Source organism: Janthinobacterium sp. JC611, from assembly GCF_018682595.1.
Classification (GTDB): domain Bacteria; phylum Pseudomonadota; class Gammaproteobacteria; order Burkholderiales; family Burkholderiaceae_D; genus Janthinobacterium.
Genome location: NZ_JAFLJN010000004.1, coordinates 58,881 through 78,070, shown reverse-complemented (window position 1 = coordinate 78,070; position 19,190 = coordinate 58,881). Strand labels below are relative to the sequence as shown.

General features: G+C 61.8%; 14 protein-coding genes. 5 read left to right on the top strand and 9 right to left on the bottom strand.

The window, feature by feature from the left end:
- Window positions 1–112 precede the first annotated feature (112 nt).
- From J0O65_RS05765 to J0O65_RS05755, 3 genes are read left to right on the top strand one after another with little or no spacing between them, the layout of a single operon-like run.
- Window positions 113–1,564: a UbiA family prenyltransferase gene (locus J0O65_RS05765; protein ID WP_251373522.1), complete on the top strand. Its 1,452-nt coding sequence runs from the start codon at window positions 113–115 to the stop codon at window positions 1,562–1,564.
- Window positions 1,561–1,926 carry a DMT family transporter gene (locus J0O65_RS05760; protein ID WP_215405000.1) on the top strand — a complete coding sequence of 122 codons (366 nt, stop codon included), beginning with the start codon at window positions 1,561–1,563 and terminating at the stop codon, window positions 1,924–1,926. The genes J0O65_RS05765 and J0O65_RS05760 overlap by 4 nt, the downstream gene beginning before the upstream one ends.
- Before the next feature lie 3 nt (window positions 1,927–1,929).
- Window positions 1,930–3,168 carry a glycosyltransferase family protein gene (locus tag J0O65_RS05755; RefSeq protein WP_215404999.1) on the top strand — a complete coding sequence of 413 codons (1,239 nt, stop codon included), beginning with the start codon at window positions 1,930–1,932 and terminating at the stop codon, window positions 3,166–3,168.
- A gap of 212 nt (window positions 3,169–3,380) precedes the next feature.
- On the opposite strand, the gene J0O65_RS05750 is transcribed toward J0O65_RS05755, so the two are convergent.
- Complete coding sequence (locus J0O65_RS05750; RefSeq protein WP_215404998.1) at window positions 3,381–6,962, bottom strand: ABC transporter permease/M1 family aminopeptidase; 3,582 nt, start codon at window positions 6,960–6,962, stop codon at window positions 3,381–3,383.
- 9 nt (window positions 6,963–6,971) lie between these two features.
- Window positions 6,972–7,883 carry an ABC transporter ATP-binding protein gene (locus tag J0O65_RS05745; protein WP_215404997.1) on the bottom strand — a complete coding sequence of 304 codons (912 nt, stop codon included), beginning with the start codon at window positions 7,881–7,883 and terminating at the stop codon, window positions 6,972–6,974.
- 259 nt (window positions 7,884–8,142) lie between these two features.
- On the opposite strand from J0O65_RS05745, the gene J0O65_RS05740 reads away from it, so the two are divergent.
- A complete protein-coding gene (locus tag J0O65_RS05740) occupies window positions 8,143–8,652 on the top strand; it encodes a GNAT family N-acetyltransferase (RefSeq protein ID WP_215404996.1) in 510 nt (169 codons plus the stop codon).
- Window positions 8,653–8,656: 4 nt separating this feature from the next.
- Here the strand turns inward: J0O65_RS05740 and J0O65_RS27825 are convergent, their stop codons facing one another.
- Together J0O65_RS27825 and J0O65_RS27820 are read right to left on the bottom strand one after the other, a co-directional pair.
- Window positions 8,657–8,911 carry a hypothetical protein gene (locus tag J0O65_RS27825; protein ID WP_251373520.1) on the bottom strand — a complete coding sequence of 85 codons (255 nt, stop codon included), beginning with the start codon at window positions 8,909–8,911 and terminating at the stop codon, window positions 8,657–8,659.
- A gap of 168 nt (window positions 8,912–9,079) precedes the next feature.
- Complete coding sequence (locus tag J0O65_RS27820) at window positions 9,080–9,505, bottom strand: hypothetical protein (protein WP_251373518.1); 426 nt, start codon at window positions 9,503–9,505, stop codon at window positions 9,080–9,082.
- A gap of 225 nt (window positions 9,506–9,730) precedes the next feature.
- Between J0O65_RS27820 and J0O65_RS05730 the strand changes: the two genes are divergently transcribed.
- Window positions 9,731–10,468, top strand: a complete 738-nt coding sequence (locus J0O65_RS05730) for a metallophosphoesterase family protein (protein ID WP_215404994.1) — start codon at window positions 9,731–9,733, stop codon at window positions 10,466–10,468.
- Here J0O65_RS05730 and J0O65_RS05725 read toward each other — a convergent pair whose 3' ends face one another.
- From J0O65_RS05725 to J0O65_RS05705, 5 genes are all read right to left on the bottom strand, one after another.
- On the bottom strand, window positions 10,469–11,812 hold the full coding sequence (locus J0O65_RS05725; RefSeq protein ID WP_215404992.1) for a sigma-54-dependent transcriptional regulator: 1,344 nt from the start codon (window positions 11,810–11,812) through the stop codon (window positions 10,469–10,471).
- Window positions 11,805–12,476: a sensor histidine kinase gene (locus tag J0O65_RS28350; RefSeq protein ID WP_502793541.1), complete on the bottom strand. Its 672-nt coding sequence runs from the start codon at window positions 12,474–12,476 to the stop codon at window positions 11,805–11,807. The genes J0O65_RS05725 and J0O65_RS28350 overlap by 8 nt, the downstream gene beginning before the upstream one ends.
- A 1,485-nt stretch (window positions 12,477–13,961) precedes the next feature.
- Window positions 13,962–14,951, bottom strand: coding sequence for a porin (locus J0O65_RS05715; RefSeq protein ID WP_215404988.1), 990 nt, complete (start codon window positions 14,949–14,951; stop codon window positions 13,962–13,964).
- A 108-nt stretch (window positions 14,952–15,059) separates the two neighbouring features.
- Window positions 15,060–16,373 carry a dicarboxylate/amino acid:cation symporter gene (locus J0O65_RS05710; RefSeq protein ID WP_215404986.1) on the bottom strand — a complete coding sequence of 438 codons (1,314 nt, stop codon included), beginning with the start codon at window positions 16,371–16,373 and terminating at the stop codon, window positions 15,060–15,062.
- A gap of 374 nt (window positions 16,374–16,747) precedes the next feature.
- The gene (locus J0O65_RS05705) at window positions 16,748–19,081 is read right to left on the bottom strand and encodes a catecholate siderophore receptor Fiu (RefSeq protein WP_215404984.1); all 2,334 of its coding nucleotides are present in this window, start codon (window positions 19,079–19,081) and stop codon (window positions 16,748–16,750) included.
- Between the last annotated feature and the right edge of the window lie 109 nt (window positions 19,082–19,190).

The following is a 19,190-nucleotide window of genomic DNA, read 5'->3' as shown; positions in this document are numbered from 1 at the left end:
ATAACCGCTCTCTTCCTTGATATATGTTGGTTATCGCCATCATGGCTCCCCCTATAATTTAAGCACTGCTCTCCGCATCCCGTCCGCAATGCCACACCAGAATAGGGAGACCATGGTGGCTAGTTCGACCAAAGCGCCCCTGGTGGTAGACCTTGACGGCACGCTGACGCCAACCGATACGCTGCTTGAAGCCGTCATCCAGGTGCTGAAGCAATCCCCGCTCAATTTGCTTCGCATGCCGTTCTGGCTCATGCGAGGGCGGGCCGGCTTCAAGGAGGCCATTGCGGCGCATGCCGGCATCTCGGCTGAACACCTCCCTTACCGCGCGTCCCTGCTGGATTACCTGCGCGAGGAAAAGCGGCAGGGCCGCATGATTGTCCTGGCGACGGCGGCGCACCATTCGATTGCCTGCAACGTGGCCACGCATCTGGACCTGTTCGACAAGGTGCTGGCGACGCAAGCCGGTCACAATCTCAAGGGCAGGGCCAAGCTGCAAGCCATTCTGGAGCAGGTGGGGCCATGCTTTGTCTATGCTGGCGACAGCAAGGCGGATGTCCCCATCTGGCAAGCCGCCGAGGCGGCGGTGCTGGTCGATGTTGCCTGGCGTACGGCCCGCACCGTCCGACGGCATGTCCCGATCGAACGCGAGTTTCCGGGCGAGCGCGGCGGGCTGGGCGTGTGGATGAAGGCCCTGCGTGTTCACCAGTGGTTAAAGAATCTGTTGCTGTTCGTCCCCCTGCTGACGGCATTCTCCTTCCTCGACCTGGGCAAGTTGATCACCATGGCCGTGGCCTTCCTGGCTTTCTCGCTGGCCGCCTCGGCCACCTACATGGTCAACGACCTGTGGGACCTGGAAAGCGACAGGGCCCACCCCCGCAAGCGGCTTCGCTCTTTTGCCAGTGCCCGCCTGCCGATTCTGAAGGGCCTGCTCGTGGCGGCGGCGGCGTTGTTGCTGGCCCTCGTTCTGGCCTGCTGCGTGTCGAATGCCTTCCTCCTGATGCTGCTGCTTTACCTCGTGCTGACCAGCGCGTACAGCTGGGTGCTCAAGGAATACGTGCTGATCGATGTGCTGATGCTGTCCCTGCTGTACACCTTGCGCATCCTGGCAGGCTCGGTTGCCATTGGTGCCGCCACCAGTTCCTGGCTGCTGGCTTTCTCGGTCTTCATGTTCCTCAGCCTCGCTCTGGTGAAGCGCTGTGCGGAGCTGGTCACCCTGGAAGAGAACGGCAAGGCCGCCACGCGTGGACGCGATTACCGGGTGACCGACCTGGCGGTGTTGTGGCCCTTGGGGGGCGGGGCGGCCCTTTCTGCCGTGGTGGTGTTCGGGCTGTTCATCAGTGCGCCGGAAACGCAGGGGCGCTATGGCACGCCGCAGATGCTGTGGCTGGTTGCCCTGGGATTGATTTACTGGCTGGCGCGCCTGTGGGTGAAAACCTCACGGGGTGAAATGCACGATGACCCGGTGATTTACGCCCTCAAGGACCACGGTAGCCGCATGACCGTCTGCGCCATGGTGGCCATCATGCTGGGGGCGCACTTCCTCGTATTGGGTAGCTACCCATGACAACGTTCTGCATTGCCATCCTGAGCATCGCGCTATCCGTCATGGCGCAGTTCTTATTGAAGACCGGCATGTCCGGTGCCGGGGTGAAGGCGATGATGGCTGAGCCCAAGTCCTTCATGACCCTCATTACTATCCTCACGGACAAATATGTCCTGGGGGGCTTCCTCCTGTATGGCTTGGGAGCGGTGGCCTGGCTAGGCGTGCTGTCGCAATGGGAGGTGAGCAAGGCCTATCCCCTGGTCGGCCTGGGCTTCGTGCTCACCCTGCCAATCGCTTACCTGCTGGGCGAGCAGGTCAGCCTGCCCCGCGTGATGGGCGTGGCGCTGATTTGTGCGGGAGTGTTTTTGGTGGGAAGGAGTTGATGAATGATAAAACATGACGCCCAACAACAACGAGATTGGCTGTGGCTGGCAATCATCGCAGGCATGGGCTTCGCCCTGAGGGCCGCGGCGATGGCCGGCTTCCAGCATGTACCGCAAGGCGATGAACTTGCCTACAGGAGCATGGCGCTCAACTTGCTTGGCGGGAACGGCATTGTCGACAGCATGGGCAACCATGCGATGTATAACGTGGGCTATGCTCTGTTCGTTCTCGCCCCTGTCTTTTTCCTCTTTGGCGAAGACCTGTTGGCGGTTCGCCTGGTGAACATGTGTCTGGGAGGGGCGGTAATCATCCTGTGTTATCTGGTGGCCAAGGAAGCCGGCGCAGGCAGGTTGGGGCGTCTCATCGCAGCGGCTGCCTGGGCGCTGTACCTTCCGAACGGCATCTATGGGATGTATCTGGCCAAGGAAAACCTGATGATTCCCCTGATGCTGGGGGTCATGTGGTGCGCACTGAGATTGGCGCGTCAGCCCTCGCATACCGTGGCAACCGGGTGCGGGGCACTCCTGGGTCTGTTGGCATTGACTGGCAATGCTGCCTTGTCATTGCTTGTGGTCCTTGCATGGGCGCTGCTGCTGTCTCCCGCATCGATGGCTCAGCGCGCAAGCATGGCCATGCTCGCGCTGTCAGTGGCATTGGCGATTTCCAGCCCATGGCTGCTGAGGAACATGCAAGTGATAGGCGCACCTGTCTTGAACACCAATGGCGGCTTCAATCTGTATTTGGGCAACAACCCGGCCGCGACAGGCATGTTCATTTCCATCTCGGAAACACCACGTGGCCCCACTTGGGATGCCCTTCGGAAAACGGGGGAAGTCCAGGCCTCCGAAACCTTGAAACAGGAGGCTATGTCCTGGGTGAAGGCCCATCCGACGGCGTTCCTGGCGTTGGCAGCGAAGAAAGCGGCTTATTTCTGGGCGCCTCCCCTGCATGCGGGCAAAGGAGAGGCGTCGGCGGCAGAAAAGCTGGTGCGTCTTCTGTGGGTGATACAGTTCCTGGTCCTGATGGGCGGTGCGATTGGCACGCTGCTGATTCCACGGCTACGACATCGGCAGGTCGCCCTGCTCTGGCTGGCGCTTGCGTGCTACACCGGTGTTCACATGCTGTTTTACGTGATCTTCCGCTACCGTGAACCCGTCATGCCGATCCTGGCCGTGATGGCGGGCCTGCTGCTTGAATCACTTGTGGCCGCCCGCCACCAGACAGCGAATCGGATCCAGTAATATTGATTGGGACGGTGCTTTCGATTCGTATTGCGCCCGCTGAAATAACATGGAAATGGTCGATATGGCCATGAGTATCTCGATGCCACGGCCTGGTGCCGGCGGCATGTATGCTGAGGCAGATTTTTTGTCCGTCTAAGAAATACCCGGTCCGCTATAAAAACAGGCCGCGCTATCTGCAATAGCGCGGCCTGTTTGTGTGGCATCCAGGTTTAATTGAAGCGCACTTCCTTGCGGTTATCGCGCGGCACCCGGTCGATCATCTTGTTGTAGGGATCGACACCTACTTCAAACGGTTTGTCCTTCACCGTAATCGTCACCATGGGGGCGCTGCCCGATAACATGCGCTTGTCGGTGAACAAGACTTTTTCGTCTTTCTCCTTGCCGCCTGCGGGGCGCGCGAAGATGGCGATTTCCACCGGTTCGTCATAGGCGCGCGGGCTTTCCTTGCCCTTGCCGTCGGACTCCAGCTTGGCCAGGTGCAGCTGCATCGTGACATCCCACTGGCCATCGGGGCGCTTGACGGCCGTCGCTTGCGTGACGCGGTTGTCGTAAAACACGATCTTCTCGAACAGGTCCGTGATCAGCGCCTGCTTGTCCTGCGGCGCCTCGGCGCGGATGTAGGCCAGCAATTCCGACGCCGTGGTGAACGGCGCCTGCTGGTAGCCCTTGTCCTGCAGATAGCGTTTCAGGGCGCGGTTCAGCGCTTCTTCGCCGAGCTCGTCGCGCAGGCGGTAGAACACCAGGCTGCCCTTGTTGTAGTGGATGTATTGCTGTCCCTCCACGCGCGCCAGCGGCAATTCCTCGATGGCTTCGCCGCCCCTGCCGCTCAGGTAGCGGTCCAGTTCATAGCGCAGGAAGCGGCGCATCTTGTCGCGGCCGTATTCCTTTTCCATCACCATCAGGGCCGAGTATTGCGCCAACGATTCCATCAGCATGCTGGCGCCCTGGACATTGGCGCCGATCACCTGGTGGCCCCACCACTGGTGCGCCATTTCATGCGCCGTGACGTAGAACACATAGTCGATATCGTCCTTGTCGCGCAGATCGGCGATGAAGCCGATGCCTTCCGAATACGGAATCGTATTGGCAAACGACTGCGCGAAGCTCTGGTAGCCGGGGAACTCCAGGATGCGCACCTGCTTGTGCTGGTAGGGCGTGAACTCGGTGCTGTAATAGTCGAGCGACTTTTGCACGGAGGTGATCATGCGATCCGTGTTGTAGCCGTGTTTCTTGTCGAAATAAATCTCGATCGGCACGCCGCGCCAGTCGCCCTTGTTGACGTCCCAGCGCGCCGACAGGTAGGCGAAGAACGGCAGCATAGGCTGGTCCATTGTGTAGCGGTAATAGCGGCGGCCATCCTTTTCCCAGCTTGCCTGCAGATAGCCGGGCGCCAGGGCGATCTGCTCGCCGCTGGTGGACACCGTCGTGTCGAAATGGATCCAGTCGGCGTCGCCGCTCAGCACCGTGTTGCCATACGCGGACGTGTCTTCCCGCTTGGCCATGCGCTGCGGTTCGCCCAGGCCCCGCTTGCGGCGCTCATTGCGGTCCGTCAACTCCATTTCCTTCGCATAGCCGAAGTGGGGGAAAAACGCCTGGTTGTTGAAGAAGCTGCCGTTCAGGTTGACCTGGTCCGGCGCGCCGCTGTTGGTGAAGCCCTGGTGCGTGACGGCCACGGTGAAGTCCAGTGGCAGGGTGGCGCCCGGCGCCAGGGGCTGGGTCAGCTTGAGGATGCTGAAGCCGAGTTCCCTGTCATCAAGTTCGACCTTGTGCGCAGGCAAGTTCAACCACGTCGTCTTGAGGTCCGGATCGAGCTGGATGCGCAGGGTGTCGAGCGCTTGTTGCGTCTTGTTCTGCAGCACATAGTGGCCCTTGATCAGCACCTTGCGTTGCTCGGGATAGATATCCACGTCGGCCTGGATGTCCGTGATCTTCGGCTGCGGCAAGTCTTTGTATTGCTTGTACATTTTTTCGTAGCGCGCCTGCTTGTCCATGCTGACGTTCGACGTCTCGTACTTGTTCAGCACGTTCGTGTTGTAGAAGATCCAGCCGCCCGTGCCGGCCCAGCACAGCAACACCACGGCCAGCGCGGCGCCGGCACGGCCGTGCAGGCGCCGTTGCGCCAGGCGCACGCGCGCACGCCAGTCGGCCGACAGGCCGCGCACCCAGAATGCCCGCGCCAGCATGACCAGCGCCACGGTGAACAGGCTCCAGTACAGCGCGAACCATGCCCAGCCCGCGAGGAAGTGGCCATAGCCATTCATGTCCGAATACTTGATGGCAGGCGTGGCGGCGAAGTTGTACAGATTGTGTTCGAAGTGCAGCATGCCCAGTACGGCTTGCGCCACCATCAGCAGGATCACCAGCAGATAGCCGATGAACTTGTTATTCGACAGCACTTGCAGGGTGAGCGCGCATAAGCCCATCAGCACGAAGAAGAGGGCGCCCAGCAAGGTGCCTTTCAGGTACAGCCCCAGTTCCACGGGCGCGCCGCCCTTGGCGAGCTGGAAACCGATGGCCGCGACGATGCCCGCCAGCAGGTAGCCGGCAATGACGCCGACCAGGGCCGTGCATTTGGCCAGCAGCGGCACCCAGCCGGGCACGGGCATGGCATCGCTGACGTCGGCAATCCTCGCTTGCCGCTCCTTGAAGATCAGTTCGCCCGCATAAAAGGTGACGATGATGATCAGGAGGAAGCTGAAGCTGTTGTTGATCGTTTGCAGCATCAAATGCGTCATCGGATATACGGCCGTGCCAAACATGTTCTTGCCGACACTGGCGCCTGCGATCAGGTTGATCACGCCGAACAGCAGCATGACGAGGAAGGGCACGCTTTTGAACACGCCGGCGGCGTCGAAGCGCAGGATGTGCCACCATTGGCGCCAGGCCGTCGCCGGCGTGAAGCGGGGCACCGTGCGCGGCAGGTGCAGCGGCGCCGCCACGGCCGGCGCGGCGGCCTCGGCCTTGTGCTTGCCGAACAGGCGTTTTCCCGTGCCCGTGCGCTGCGGCTTGAACAGGACCACGGTGGCGGCGAACAGCACGATCGTGATGCCCAGCCACAGCAGGCGGTTGGCCAGCAGGAAGCCGGACAGGGGCGGCAGGCTGGCATTCGATTCGGCGGCCGTGAAGTAGCGCGTCATGCGGCCAAAAGCGCGCACGCCGAACGGGTCGAGGAGGACGGCGATCCATTCGTTGTTGATGTCGCGCGTAAACACTCCGGCCATGGCCCACAGGACGAAAAAGCCCAGCACGCCAACGTACACGAGCAGCATCGAGCGCGTGGTGGCCGCCAGCAGCATCAGCAGGGCGCCGATGAAGAGCAAATTCGGGATGACGATGACGGCGAAGCTCCACACATACGCCTGCAGCGAGAACGGGCCCACGCGCTGCGCGTCGACCCAGGGCATGAGGGGGCCGAGCATGGTGGCCAGGCCGATGGCGACAAAGATCACCAGGCAGGCGACAAAGCCGGCGGCGAAGCGCCCGAACAGGTAATCCCACTTGCGCATGGGCGTGGCGAACAGCATGTCGGCCATGCCCACTTCGCTGTCGCGCAGCACGGCGCCGGCGATGAAGACGGTGACGAGAAACATTGCCAGCAGGCTGAAGATGCCCAGCATCTGCGCCACCACGGTGGGCGCGTTGCGGTTGATGTTGCCGATGGCGCCACCGATCTGCACGGAGTCGCTGGTGGTGGCGCCAAAGGCCATCAGGGCCATGATGACGGCAAATACCCACAGCAGCGGCTGTTTCAGCTGGTAGCCGAGGTCAAACTTGAAAAATTCCTTCCACATGGCGCCCCCTTACGCCGCAACTGCGGCCGGTGCCGCGCCAGCAGCGCCATGGCGGGCAGCGTTGCGCACATGCAGGAAGTACACGTCTTCCAGATCCGGGGCAATCTGCACGAAGCCGCTGTCGGGCTGGCTGTCGGCAAACACATTGATTTGCGGCTTGCCGCCCACCAGGCGCGTCGACAGCACGTTCAAGGTTTGCTGGTACTGCGCCAGCTCGTCCATGCTGACGCTGCGGCGCCACACCTTGCCGTGCAAGGTGTCGATGGCGGCCTGCGGCTCTCCCTGCACCAGCACCTGGCCCTTGACGATCATGGCCATGCGCGGACACAGGTCCGTCACGTCGTCGACGATGTGCGTCGACAGGATCACCACCACCTGCTCGCCGATCTTGGCCAGCAGGTTCAGGAAGCGGTTGCGCTCGTCCGGGTCCAGGCCCGCCGTCGGTTCATCGACGATCACCAGACGCGGCGCCCCCAGCAGGGCCTGGGCGATGCCGAAGCGCTGGCGCATGCCGCCCGAATACGTGCCCAGCTTGCGCTTGCGCGCTTCCCACAGATTGGTTTGCTGCAGCAAGGCTTCCACGGCTTCCTTGCGCGGGCCCTTTTCCGTCAAGCCTTTCAGCACGGCAAAGTGATTGAGCAGGGTTTCCGCGCTCACTTTCGGGTACACGCCGAAATCCTGCGGCAGATAACCGAGCTGGCGGCGCAGGCCGGCCTTGTCCTTGAGGACATCGACACCATCGAAATGGATGCTGCCGCTATCGGGATCTTGCAAGGTGGCAATGGTGCGCATCAGTGAGGACTTGCCCGCGCCATTTGGTCCCAGCAAGCCGAACATTCCATTGGGAATGTCCAGGCTGACATTGTTGATGGCCTTGACGCCATTGGCATACGTTTTGTTCAGCTGTTTGATCGATAGCATGTGCAGCACTCTCCAGAGCTTGGGTATGAAAGCCGGCAGATGCATGTCTGCCGGTCTGTGGAAGGGGATCACCCTTGTTTTTATCAACCGCGATGGCGGATGTTACTTAAAAACAATAATATATAGCCAATTGGGAGAAAGTTAATGTTTTTGCGACCAAGGGTGGAAATGCCGGGATGAAATGCCGGAGGGAAGGATGAGTGACGTGGTGCTACACTCGCCGGTTTCAGTGACGCTGTGGTGCGGAAAAGGTGAGGATATGTCTGCAATGCCAGAAAACATGACTTTGCGCGCCATTGCTGCGGGCGAAGAGGGGGCGCTGGCGCGGCTGTTTCAACTCTACTGTTATGACAATGCCGCCTGGAGCGGCGAAGACGTGCTGGCCGACGGCCGCTACGACGTGTGCGATGCCGGGCTGGCCGAGTATGTGCACGCGCCGGGCCACACGGCGCACTGGATCGAGGTCGACGGCGCCCTGGCGGGGTTTTATGTCACGGAGCCGGGCATGGCGGGGGAACTGGCGGTGCGGGAGTTCAGCGACTTTTTTATTCTGAAGAAATACCGGCGCCGGGGGCTGGCGCTGGAAGTGGTGCGCCGGGTGCTGCTGGACAGCGCGCAGACGTGGCTGGTGGCGACGTTTCGCGCCGATGCGGATGCCTGCGCCTTCTGGCGGCAGGCGTTTGCGCGCCTGCCGTTTGCCCGGGTCGAGCCGTGGGACGATCCGGCCTTGCCGCAGTTCCAACTGACCTTGCTGAAACCGGCGGCCTGAACGTTTAGAAGCGTACCTTCACATACGCCGACGGCCCCGTCAGGCGGATGTTCAGGTCGGCATCGCGTTCGCTGTCGCGGTGCAGCTTGATTTTCGAGATGCCGTAATCGGCCACGAAGCCGATGTTCTTGAACGGAAACCATTCCATGCCGATATTGCCGCCGTAGATGTGGCCGTTGATGCGTCCGCCATTTTTTTTGATGCCCGACACTTCCGCATACATGCGCAAGTCGGGCGTGAAGGCATGGCGCCAGCCCACTTCCAGCAGCGGTGCGAATGCGTGTTCGCCGATGGAATCGCGCGCCGTGGCCGTCTCGCCATTGACGATGCCGGTGGCCGTGCCGTTCAGGCTGGCGTGGTAGTAGGCGGCGCCCAGGCCGATGCCGAAGGTGTCGTTGCCGCTGCCCAGCCACCACTTGTAGGCCAGCTAGGCCAGGTCCAGTTTTAAATCGGCATTCGCCGTGGCCGTGCCCGTGACGGGCTGGCCATTGATGATGGTCTCGCCCGTCAAGCTTGGCGTGTAGGATTTGTCGTAGCGGTAGTAGTCGAATGCCAGGCCATGGCGGTCGCCGATCAGCAAGTCCGCCTTCACGCGCGGGATGGTGGTATGGCTTTGCTTCGATTCGGGCGCGTCGATGCGGCCAAACTGCGTGTCGGCGCCGATATTGATGCGCGGATCGGCGGAAAACGCGCCCACCGAGATGCTGACACGGTCCAGCGTGGGCGACGGTTCGGCCCGCGCCGTGGCGGCCGCCGTGGCAATACCCAGCACGCCCAGCATCATGGCGCCGCGCAAGGCGAGGTGGTGCGGGCGTGGTGGGGACAGGCGGGTGGACACGGACATGGCAGACATGGGGCTACTCCTCAAGATAAAGTGAAAAACCGCCGCGGCTTCGGGGCGGCTGGCGTGATGCGGTAATGCAATGAGGAAATGGTAGCAACTGTGACATTTAGATCACGTAGCCGCACGGCGCAACTCACCGTCGGATTTGTCCTACCGTCAGGGCCGGTACACATGCCGGCATTGCCTGCAAGGGGGAACGCGGGCAGAATGGTGCGCACGAGGAGGAGACACCGCATGAGAATCGCCGCCATTTCCGATATCCACGGCAACCTGGACGCGCTCGAGGCCGTGCTGGCCGACATCGCCCGGCGCGGCGTCGACGTGACCGTCAACCTGGGCGATATCGTCTCGGGCCATCTGCAGCCAAGCGCCACGGCGGCGCGCCTGATGGCGCTCGACTTGCCCACCATCCGCGGCAACCACGAGCGCCAGCTGTTCGGCGACCCGGCCCGCATGGGCGTGTCCGACGCCTATGCGCGCGCGCAACTGCTGCCGGAACAACTCGCGTGGATAGCCGCGCTGCCCGCCACCTTGCGCCTGCGGCATGACGTGCTGCTCGTGCATGGCACGCCCGACAGCGACCTCGCATATTTTCTCGACAGCGTCACGCCGCAAGGCAGCCGCGCCGCCACGCCGGAGGAGGTGGGCGAACGGGCCGGGACGACGGACGCGGCCCTGATCCTGTGCGGCCACACGCACATGCCGCGCCAGGTGCGCCTGCCCGATGGGCGGCTGATCGTCAATCCGGGCAGCGTGGGCTTGCAAGCGTATGACGACGACCATGGTTATCCGCACGTGATGGAAAACGGCACGCCGCACGCGCGCTATGCCATCGCCGAACAGGGCAGCGACGGCAGCTGGACGGCGCAGTTGCACGCCGTGGCATATGACTGGGACAAGGCGGCCCGGCTGGCGCTGGCGAACGGCCGGCCCGACTGGGTCATGCCGCTGCGCACGGGCCGGGTCGGCTGATTAGCGGAACTCCTCTGCCACCAGGTTGTACTTCTGCATCTTGTGATACAGGGTCTGCTTCGGCAAGCCGAGCACGGCGCTCACTTCGCTGACGTTGCCGGAATAAGCGCGCAGTTCCTGTTCGATCAGGGCGCGTTCGAAGCCGTTGACCTGCTCTGCCAGCGACAGGGGGCTGGCTTGCCCGCCCGCCAGCAAGCTCGAGGCGCCGCCGGCGATGCCCAGCACGAAGCGATCGGCGATATTGCGCAGCTCGCGCACGTTGCCGGGCCAGGAGTGGGCCATCAGGTTGCGCATCTGCGCGCTGGAGACGACGGGCGCGGCGCGGTTGTAGCGGGCGGCGGCGGCCAGCACGAAGTGCTCGAACAGGATGGGAATGTCTTCGCGCCGTTCGCGCAGCGGCGGCAGATGCAGCACGATCAGATTCAGGCGGTAGTACAGGTCGCTGCGGAATTTCTGTTGCTGCGATAACTCTTCCAGGTCCAGTTTGGCCGCCGCGATGACGCGCACGTCGACGGGCGTGGGCACGTTCGAACCGAGCCGCTCGATATAGCGTTCCTGCAGCACGCGCAGCAATTTCACTTGCAGGGACAGGGGCAGGCTTTCGATTTCGTCGAGGAAAAAAGTGCCTTGATCCGCATGCTCGATCTTGCCCACCTGCCGCTTGGCCGCGCCCGTGAACGCGCCCGGTTCGTGGCCGAAGACTTCGCTTTCAAATATGCTTTCGGGAATCGCGCCGCAGTTGACGGCGACGAAGTTGTGCTTGCGGCGGTGGCTGAAGTCGTGCAGGCAGCGGGCCACCATTTCCTTGCCCGTGCCCGTGTCGCCATAGATCAGCACGTCCGCCGGTTCGTCGGCAACGTCGAGTATCAAACGCCGTATGTCGCGCATCGCCACGGAATTGCCCAGCAGGCGCGCCTCGATGCCGCCGCCGTCCTCGAGCTGGCGGCGCAGGCTGTGCACTTCCAGCGTGAGCCGCCGCGTTTCCAGCGCGCGCAGGATCACGTCGACCAGTTGCTCGGACGAATACGGTTTTTCGATGAAATCGTAGGCGCCCGTGCGCATGGCGTGCACGGCCATGGTGATGTCGCCATGGCCCGTGACGAGGATCACGGGCAGGTTGGCGTCGAGCGTCTTGACCGCCTGCAGCAATTCCAGGCCGCTCATGCCGGGCAGGCGCACGTCGCTCACGACGATGCCGGGAAAATCCGGCGTCAGCAGTTTATAAGCCAGCTCGGCCGAGTGGAAGGCCAGCACGTCCAGGCCGGCCAGCTGCAGTGCCTGCTCGCTGCCTTCGCGTACGGTGGGATCGTCTTCGACCAGCAAGACCTTCAAGCCCTCAAACATGTTTTTCCTCCTGCGTTGCAATCTGTAGTTCGATGGTGAAGATGGCGCCGCCGCCGGGGGCGTTCTCGGCGCGCAGCACGCCGCCGAACTGGCGCGTGATCTGTTCGGAAATGGCCAGTCCCAATCCCAGCCCCAGGCCTTGCGGCTTGGTCGTGAAGAACGGTTCGAACAGGTGTTCGCACACTTCCGTCGACAGGCCCGGCCCCGTGTCGGCCACATGGATCAGCACGTGCTCGGGCGTGCATTCGACGGACACGCGCAGGCTGCGCACGTCGCTGCCATTCATGGCGTCGAGCGCATTCGCGTACAGGTTCACCAGCACCTGCTCCAGGCGGTTGCTTTCGCACATGGCGAAGATGTCTTCGGGCGGCAATTGCAGGGTGAAACGCACGTTTTCCACCTGCAGGCGCCGTTCGACGAGGAACAGGGCGTTGCTGATCGCGGTGGGGATCGAGACGGAGGTCAGGCTGGTGGTCGACTTGCGCGCAAAAATCTTCAATTGACCTGTAATGGTCCCCATCCTGGCCGCAATTTGCGAGATCTTCGCCAGGTTGCGTCGCGCGTCGTCGAGCCGTCCCCGTTCGAGCAGGATGACGGCGTTGTCGGACATGGTGCGCAGCGCCGTCAGCGGCTGGTTGAGTTCATGCGTGATGCTGGCCGACATCTGCCCCAGCACGGCCATCTTGCCAGCCTGGAACAGTTCGTTCTGCGTGATGTGCAGTTTCTGCTCGGCCTTGCTGCGCACGTCGATTTCCTGGCTCAGGCTTTGCGTCATGGCATTGAGTTCCGATGTGCGCTCCTCGACCATGGCTTCCAGGTTGTCGTAGGCATGCTGCAGATCTTCGCGGGCGCGCAATTTTTGCGCCACGGCCGCGCGGCGCTGGCGCAGGTAAAAGAACAGCAGCATGAAAAAGCCCAGCAGCACGCAGGAAAAGGCGGCCGCCGCGCGCGCGCTGGCCTTGGCTTGCGCCAGGTCCGACAGGTAAATAAAGGTCCAGCCTTGCGGCGACTTGAGCTTGATTTGCGTCATCACGCTGGAGCTGATCTTCGGTGGCGTGTCGGCATGTTCCTGCTCGCGCACGCTGATCACGCGGGCCCCATTGCCCAGCTGGCGGTCGGAGACGAAGGGGATGGCTGCCAGCTGCTTCGAGTAATACTGGCGCGTGCGGTTGAGTTCCTCGACGATGGCGGGCGACAGCGGCGCCAGGGTCTTGTATTTCCAGTCCGCCATGGAACTGAGGAAGATCACGCCATGCTCGTCGGCCAGCATCACCTTGTCGGCGCCTTGCACCCAGCGTTTTTCCAGGGTTTCCAGGTTCACCTTCACCGTTGCCAGGCCCAGCATGTGGCCGTTCTGGTAGATGCCGTGGGCAAAGAAGTAGCCGGGTTCGAGCCGCGTCGTGCCCACGCCATAGAAGCGGCCCGGCGTGCCGCGCAGCGCGTCCTGGGCGTAGGGGCGGAAGGAGATATTGTCGCCAATAAAGCTATCCGGTCCTTGCCAGTTGCTGGCGGCGCGCGTGTTGCCGTCGAGGTTGCTGATGAAAATGGTCGACGATTTCGCCTGCGCATTCATCTGCTCGAGGTAGTGGTTGACCGTATCGACCAGCACCGGGTCTTCCGGGTGCTGCAGCAGGCGGATCACGTCGCGGTTCAGCTCCAGCGTCTTGGGCAGGAAGTCGTATTTTTCCAGCGCATTTTCCAGGCTGCTGACATACACCTCGAGGCGCTGCGCACCGCTGGCTTGCAGCTTGCCGATGGCGATGCGTTCAGTCCAGAAATACACGAGCCAGACGGTGGCCAGACAGGCGGCCAGCACCACGCCCCAGGCCAGCGTTTCGCGGCCCGACCGTTGCGACAGGCGCTGGCGCCAGGAAAGGGAGGGTTTGTTACTGCTATTCATAAAATCAGCTGCCAACTTGCAAGAACCCACAGTATCGCATTTAAATATTCTGTAAAAAGAAAAAGCCGCCGGATATACATCCGGCGGCTCACACTTCTATTTGACGGACATCACGACGTCCGACAAAATCGTAGCGAGCGGCAGTGATTTGTGGCTGAGAAGCGCAACCGTACTTTAGTACGGGGGCGCCGAGCCGGTGAGCATCGCCGGCCGCAAAGCGCGCCGCGCAGTAGATTTTGGCCGACGTCCTTAGAAGGTGTGGCGCATACCTAAATTGAAACCGCTGTTGCCGGTGCCATCGTCGGTGGCATTGCCAACTTTGTAGGAAGCGCCGTTCTTGTTGCTGATGTGGCCGTAACCTGTGTACAGGTCGCTGCGCTTGGACAGCGCGTAGAAGGCGCCGATGGCCCACTGCTGGGCGTCACGGTTGGCATTGCTCTTGTCGTTGTGGCGGATGTACGACGCGACCAGCTTGGTGGCGCCGAACGGGGCGCTGAAGCCGACCAGGATGTCGTTGCTCTTGCTGTCGTCGAAGGCGCGGTTGTCGGCGTAGCCGAAGTTGCCTTGCACGACGCCAAAGTCGTAGCGCGTGGCCAGCAGGGTGTTGCGCGTGTGCTTCGCCACCAAATTTTCCTGGCGGTGGTGCGTCAGGGTCACGTTCAGCGGGCCGTCGATGTAATGGACGGCGCCGCCCATGCTGCGGTTTTTCGCATTGTCGCCGGCCACTTCGCCAAAGCCATACGCCAGGTCGGCCGACAGCTTGCTCCAGGTCGGCGTGCTGTATTGCACCATATTATCGATGCGGTAATTCGTCGCCATGATGTTCGACGCCGTGCCAGCCAGGCCGATGACGAACGGATCGGCCACGTCGCGCAGGGCCAGATAGTACGGCGTATATTGGCGGCCCAGCGTGACGGCGCCGGCGTTGCCGGTCAGGCCGACATATGCCTGGCGGCCGAACAGCCGGCCGCCCTGGCCCGAGGTACCGGTGTCGATATTGAAACCGCTTTCCAGCACGAAGGTGGCTGCCAGGCCGCCGCCCAGGTCTTCCTTGCCTTTGAAGCCGATGCGCGAACCGGATGCGACGCCGGACGCGACGCGGTTCAGGCGGTCTCCAGCCGCATCCTTGTCGAACACCAGGCCGGCGTCAGCCACGCCATACATGGTCACGCTCGATTGGGCCATGGCGCCGGTGGAGGCTGCGCCGAGGGTCAGCAGGGTAAACAGGACTTTTTTCATGAAAATCTCTCTAATAAGTTGGAATGACTACTGATCGCACTACCTGACTGCTTGTTACTCAACATCGACGACAAATAAATGGCCCGCTTGTGGCGGGCCATGGCGCTATCAGGCTTTGCTAGCGTGATCCGCTTCGCCCCAATGGCTTTCCGTGTTCAGGCTGGCCGCGTTCGCCGCCGCGGCTTCTTCCTCGGTGGCCAGGCCACCTTCCCACTTGGCGACGACCGCCGTGGCGACGGCATTGCCGACCGCGTTGGTGGCCGAACGGCCCATGTCGAGGAATTGGTCGACGCCCATCAGCAGCAGCAAGCCCGCTTCCGGAATATTGAACTGGTTCAGGGTAGCGGCAATCACCACCAGCGAGGCGCGCGGCACGCCGGCCATGCCCTTCGAAGTCAGCATCAGCAGCAGCAGCATGGTGATCTGGGTGCCGAGCGACAGGTCGATACCGTAGGCTTGCGCGATGAACAGCACGGCAAAGGTGCAGTACATCATCGAGCCGTCCAGGTTGAAGGAGTAGCCCATCGGCAACACGAAGCTGGAAATCTTGCGGTCCACGCCGAACTGGTCGAGCGCCGTCAGCAGTTTTGGATAGGCCGCTTCCGAGCTGGCCGTCGAGAATGCCAGCAGGAATGGTTCGCGGATCAGGCCGACCAGTTTGAAGACGCGCGGACCGATGACGACGAAGCCGGCGCCGATCAGCAGGGCCCACAGGCACATCAGGCCCAGGTAGAAGCCGCCCATGAACTTGGCAAACGTGACCAGCACGCCCAGGCCGTGCGTGGTGATGACGGAAGCCATCGCGGCGAACACGGCCAGCGGGGCCAGGTTCATGATGGTGCCGGTGATGCGCAGCATGACTTGCGCCAGCTGGTCGACGACGGCCGTCAGGGTCTTGCCCGATTCGCCCAGGCCGGCCAGTGCGCCGCCGAAGAAGATCGAGAACACCAGCACTTGCAGGATTTCATTGTTCGCCATGGCCTCGATCGGCGACTTCGGCACCAGGTGCGTGAAGAAATCTTTCAAGGTGAAGGCGGCCGTTTTCAAATTGGTTGAAGCGTGTACGTCCGGCAATGGCAAGCCCAGGTTGGTACCCAGCTGCATCAGGTTCGACAGCACCATGCCCAGCGCCAGCGAGACCAGCGAGGCCACGACGAACCAGCACATGGCTTTCAGGCCGATGCGGCCCGCCGTCTTGCCGTCGCCCATGTGGGCGATGCCGACCGTCAGGGTGGAGAACACCAGCAGCGCAATGATCATCTTAATCAGGCGCAGGAAGACGTCGGTGACGATGGAAATATTGCCAGCGATTTGAGCGCTGAGCTTGGCATCAGGGAAGGCGGTGTTGCATCCATAACCCACGGCAATGCCGAGGATCATGGCAATCAGGATGTACAGGGTTAATGGCCGTTTCTTTTTCATTTTGACTCCTCCAGTGAAACGCCGCTGTGAGCGGATTATTGATAGCGAGCAACTCAAGCTTGGAGTCAATATTTCTCAAAAACAAGCCCTTGCGTGCCAGCGATTATTTGCAGCAAAACCTGTACATAGCAAAGGATATGCCTGAAATGGGAATTTGGAAGCTAACTTCTTAAGTTGTTGATTTAAGGAAGCTTTTTTGTTGTCAGGATGTAGCAATTTGGCGTGCTTGCGCGAAATATTGGACGCGCAAGCGCATCGCTGTATGACTTTTCATACGCTAGTCGCGGCAGGGCGGCGCTGCGCCAACAAGGCAAGATTATCAGGACAATAAAAAAGCCCCTCCGAAGAGGGGCTTGCTGTGGCGCAATGCGTGTTTAGAACTTGATATTCGCCGTCAGGCTGAACGAGCGTGGCTGGCCCGGGGTGTAGCGGAAGCCGGACTTGTTGATGGCCGCCACATAGGTCTTGTCGGCCAGGTTGTAGGCGTTCAACTGCAAGTCGAGGTTTTTGTTGACCGTGTAGGTCGCCATGGCGTCGAAGACCCAGTAGGCATCCACGCGGGCCGGCGTACCGACGGCGCCGTCGGTGCCGCGCAGCATTTCACCCACGTAACGCGCGCCGCCGCCGATCTTCAGGCCAAACGGCAGGGTGTACGAAGTCCAGCTGGTGAACGCCTGTTTTGGCGTGTAGCTGAGGTTATTGATGCCGCTGGCCGTGACGACCTTGCCCGACTCGACCTTGGTGTTCATGCGCGTGTAGCCGGCGCTGACCAGCCAGTTCGGCATGATTTCGCCCACCACGCCCAATTCCAGGCCTTGCACGCGCTTCTTGCCGGTCTGGTAATAAATGGTCGAGACGACAGGGTCCTGTTCCACTTCATTCTTGACGGTGGTCTGGTAGACGGCGGCCGACAGCGACAGTTTTTGCTTCAGGAAGTCCCACTTGGTGCCGATTTCCTTGGTGATGGTTTCCTGCGGGTCATAGTTCAGGTTTTGCGCGCTGTTGGCGGCGGTGCTCAGGGCAAAATTGGTGCCTGGCGGCGCTTTCGAGGTGGCCAGCAAGGCATATACGCTGCTGTCCGGCGTCGGCTTGTACATGGCCGAGATCTTGCCGTTGGCCAGGGTGTCGCTCAGGGTCAGGTGGGCAGGAATCCGCGTGCCGACTGGCAATGGCTGTACCGCTGGCGGCGTCACGGCCGCTTGCAGGGTAACGGCGTCATAGGTGGTGTTGAAATGGTCGAAGCGCACGCCGCCGTTGAACAGCCACTTGTCGCCGAACTTGATGGTGTCGAACACATACAGGCTTTGCGTGTTGACTTCGCCTTCGGTGAAGGCGCCGCTGCGCACGGGCTTGTGGCCGGTGACGGTGTCGCGCGGATTCGGGTGGTACAGGTTCGCTGCCGGCAAGGTGCCCAGGCTGGCGGGCACATAGCTGTAGTTGGTCTGTTTTTCGCTGGTGAACTCGGCGCCGGCCACCACGGAGTGCTTCAGCACGCCCGTCTCGAATTGCGCGCTGACCACGGTCTGGTTGGTCAGGATCGTATTTTCCTGGTCTTTCACGGTGCGCAGCGAGCGCGCCAGGGTCCAGGTCGACGGATCGGTCGGGACCGGCGTCTTCAGGTTGACCATGGAACCCATGAAGGCCGTCAGCAGATAGTCCTGCTGGGTCTTGCCGTAGCGCGTGGTGTTCTGGATCTGCACGTTGGGCGAGAAATCATGGTCGATGCGCAAGGTGCCCATGTCGGCCTTGACCTTGTCGTAGTCCGAGGTGGAACCGTAGAAATTCTTCGGATCGACCTTGGCGGCGCTATTCAGGAAGCTGCGGATGACCTTGTTGGTCTCGGTGATCGTGTCCGGCGTGCTGTAGCCTGGCAAGCCGATGGTCGGCACGCCGCCGTCGGGCACGTTGTTTTGATCCACGTGCAGGTAGCTGGCCGTGATGCGCGTCGGCTTGCCGATGCCGAAGGTGACGGTGGGCGCGAAGGCCCAGCGCTTGTTCTTGACTTCATCGCGCGCCGGGTTGCCGCTGTCCTGCGTCATCAGGTTCAGGCGCATTGCCGTGCCCGAGTCGCTGTCGAGGACGCGGTTCCAGTCGGCCGTGGCGCGTTTCTGCTTGCCGCTGCCCGCCGTCAGCAGCGCATTGAAGCTGTTTTCCAGGGTGGCCGTCTTGCTGACCAGGTTGATCGAACCGGTGGGCGAACCGCGGCCGCTGTCCGTGCCCGCCGGGCCTTTCAGCACGTCGATCTGCTCGATGTTGAAGACGTCGCGCGAGATGGAACCCACGTCGCGCACGCCATCGACATAGATGCTGCCGGACGAATCGAAACCGCGCATGTAGACGGCGTCACCCGTGTTCGTGTTGCCGTTTTCGCCGAGGAAAAAAGTACCGACGCCCGGCGTGTTGCGCAGCGCGTCCGTCAGGGTCAGCGCACCTTGCTGTTCGATCAATTCCTTCTTGATCACGACGATGGTTTGCGGCGTATTGACGAGCTCTTCCGTGTATTTCGGCGACGAGGCTTTTTCGGCTTTGAAATCATTTTCCTTGGAACCCACGACCTTGATTTCGTTCAGGGTTTGCTGCGATGCGGGCGCGCTTTGACCGGCCGGGTCGGCCGCCTGGGCGGCGACGGGCAGCAGCATCACGGCCAGGGCGGCGCCGATGTGCTGGTTGAAACGGGTTGGGGCGTGTTTGCGGCTCTTGATTGCCATCTTGCTCTCTCGATAAGGTCAGGGTAGTGGTTCCTGGCTGGCTCTGCGCCGCAGTGCTTGGGCACGCGGGCAAGTGGCTGGCGATGGAGACGGAATAGGCGGTATTGTA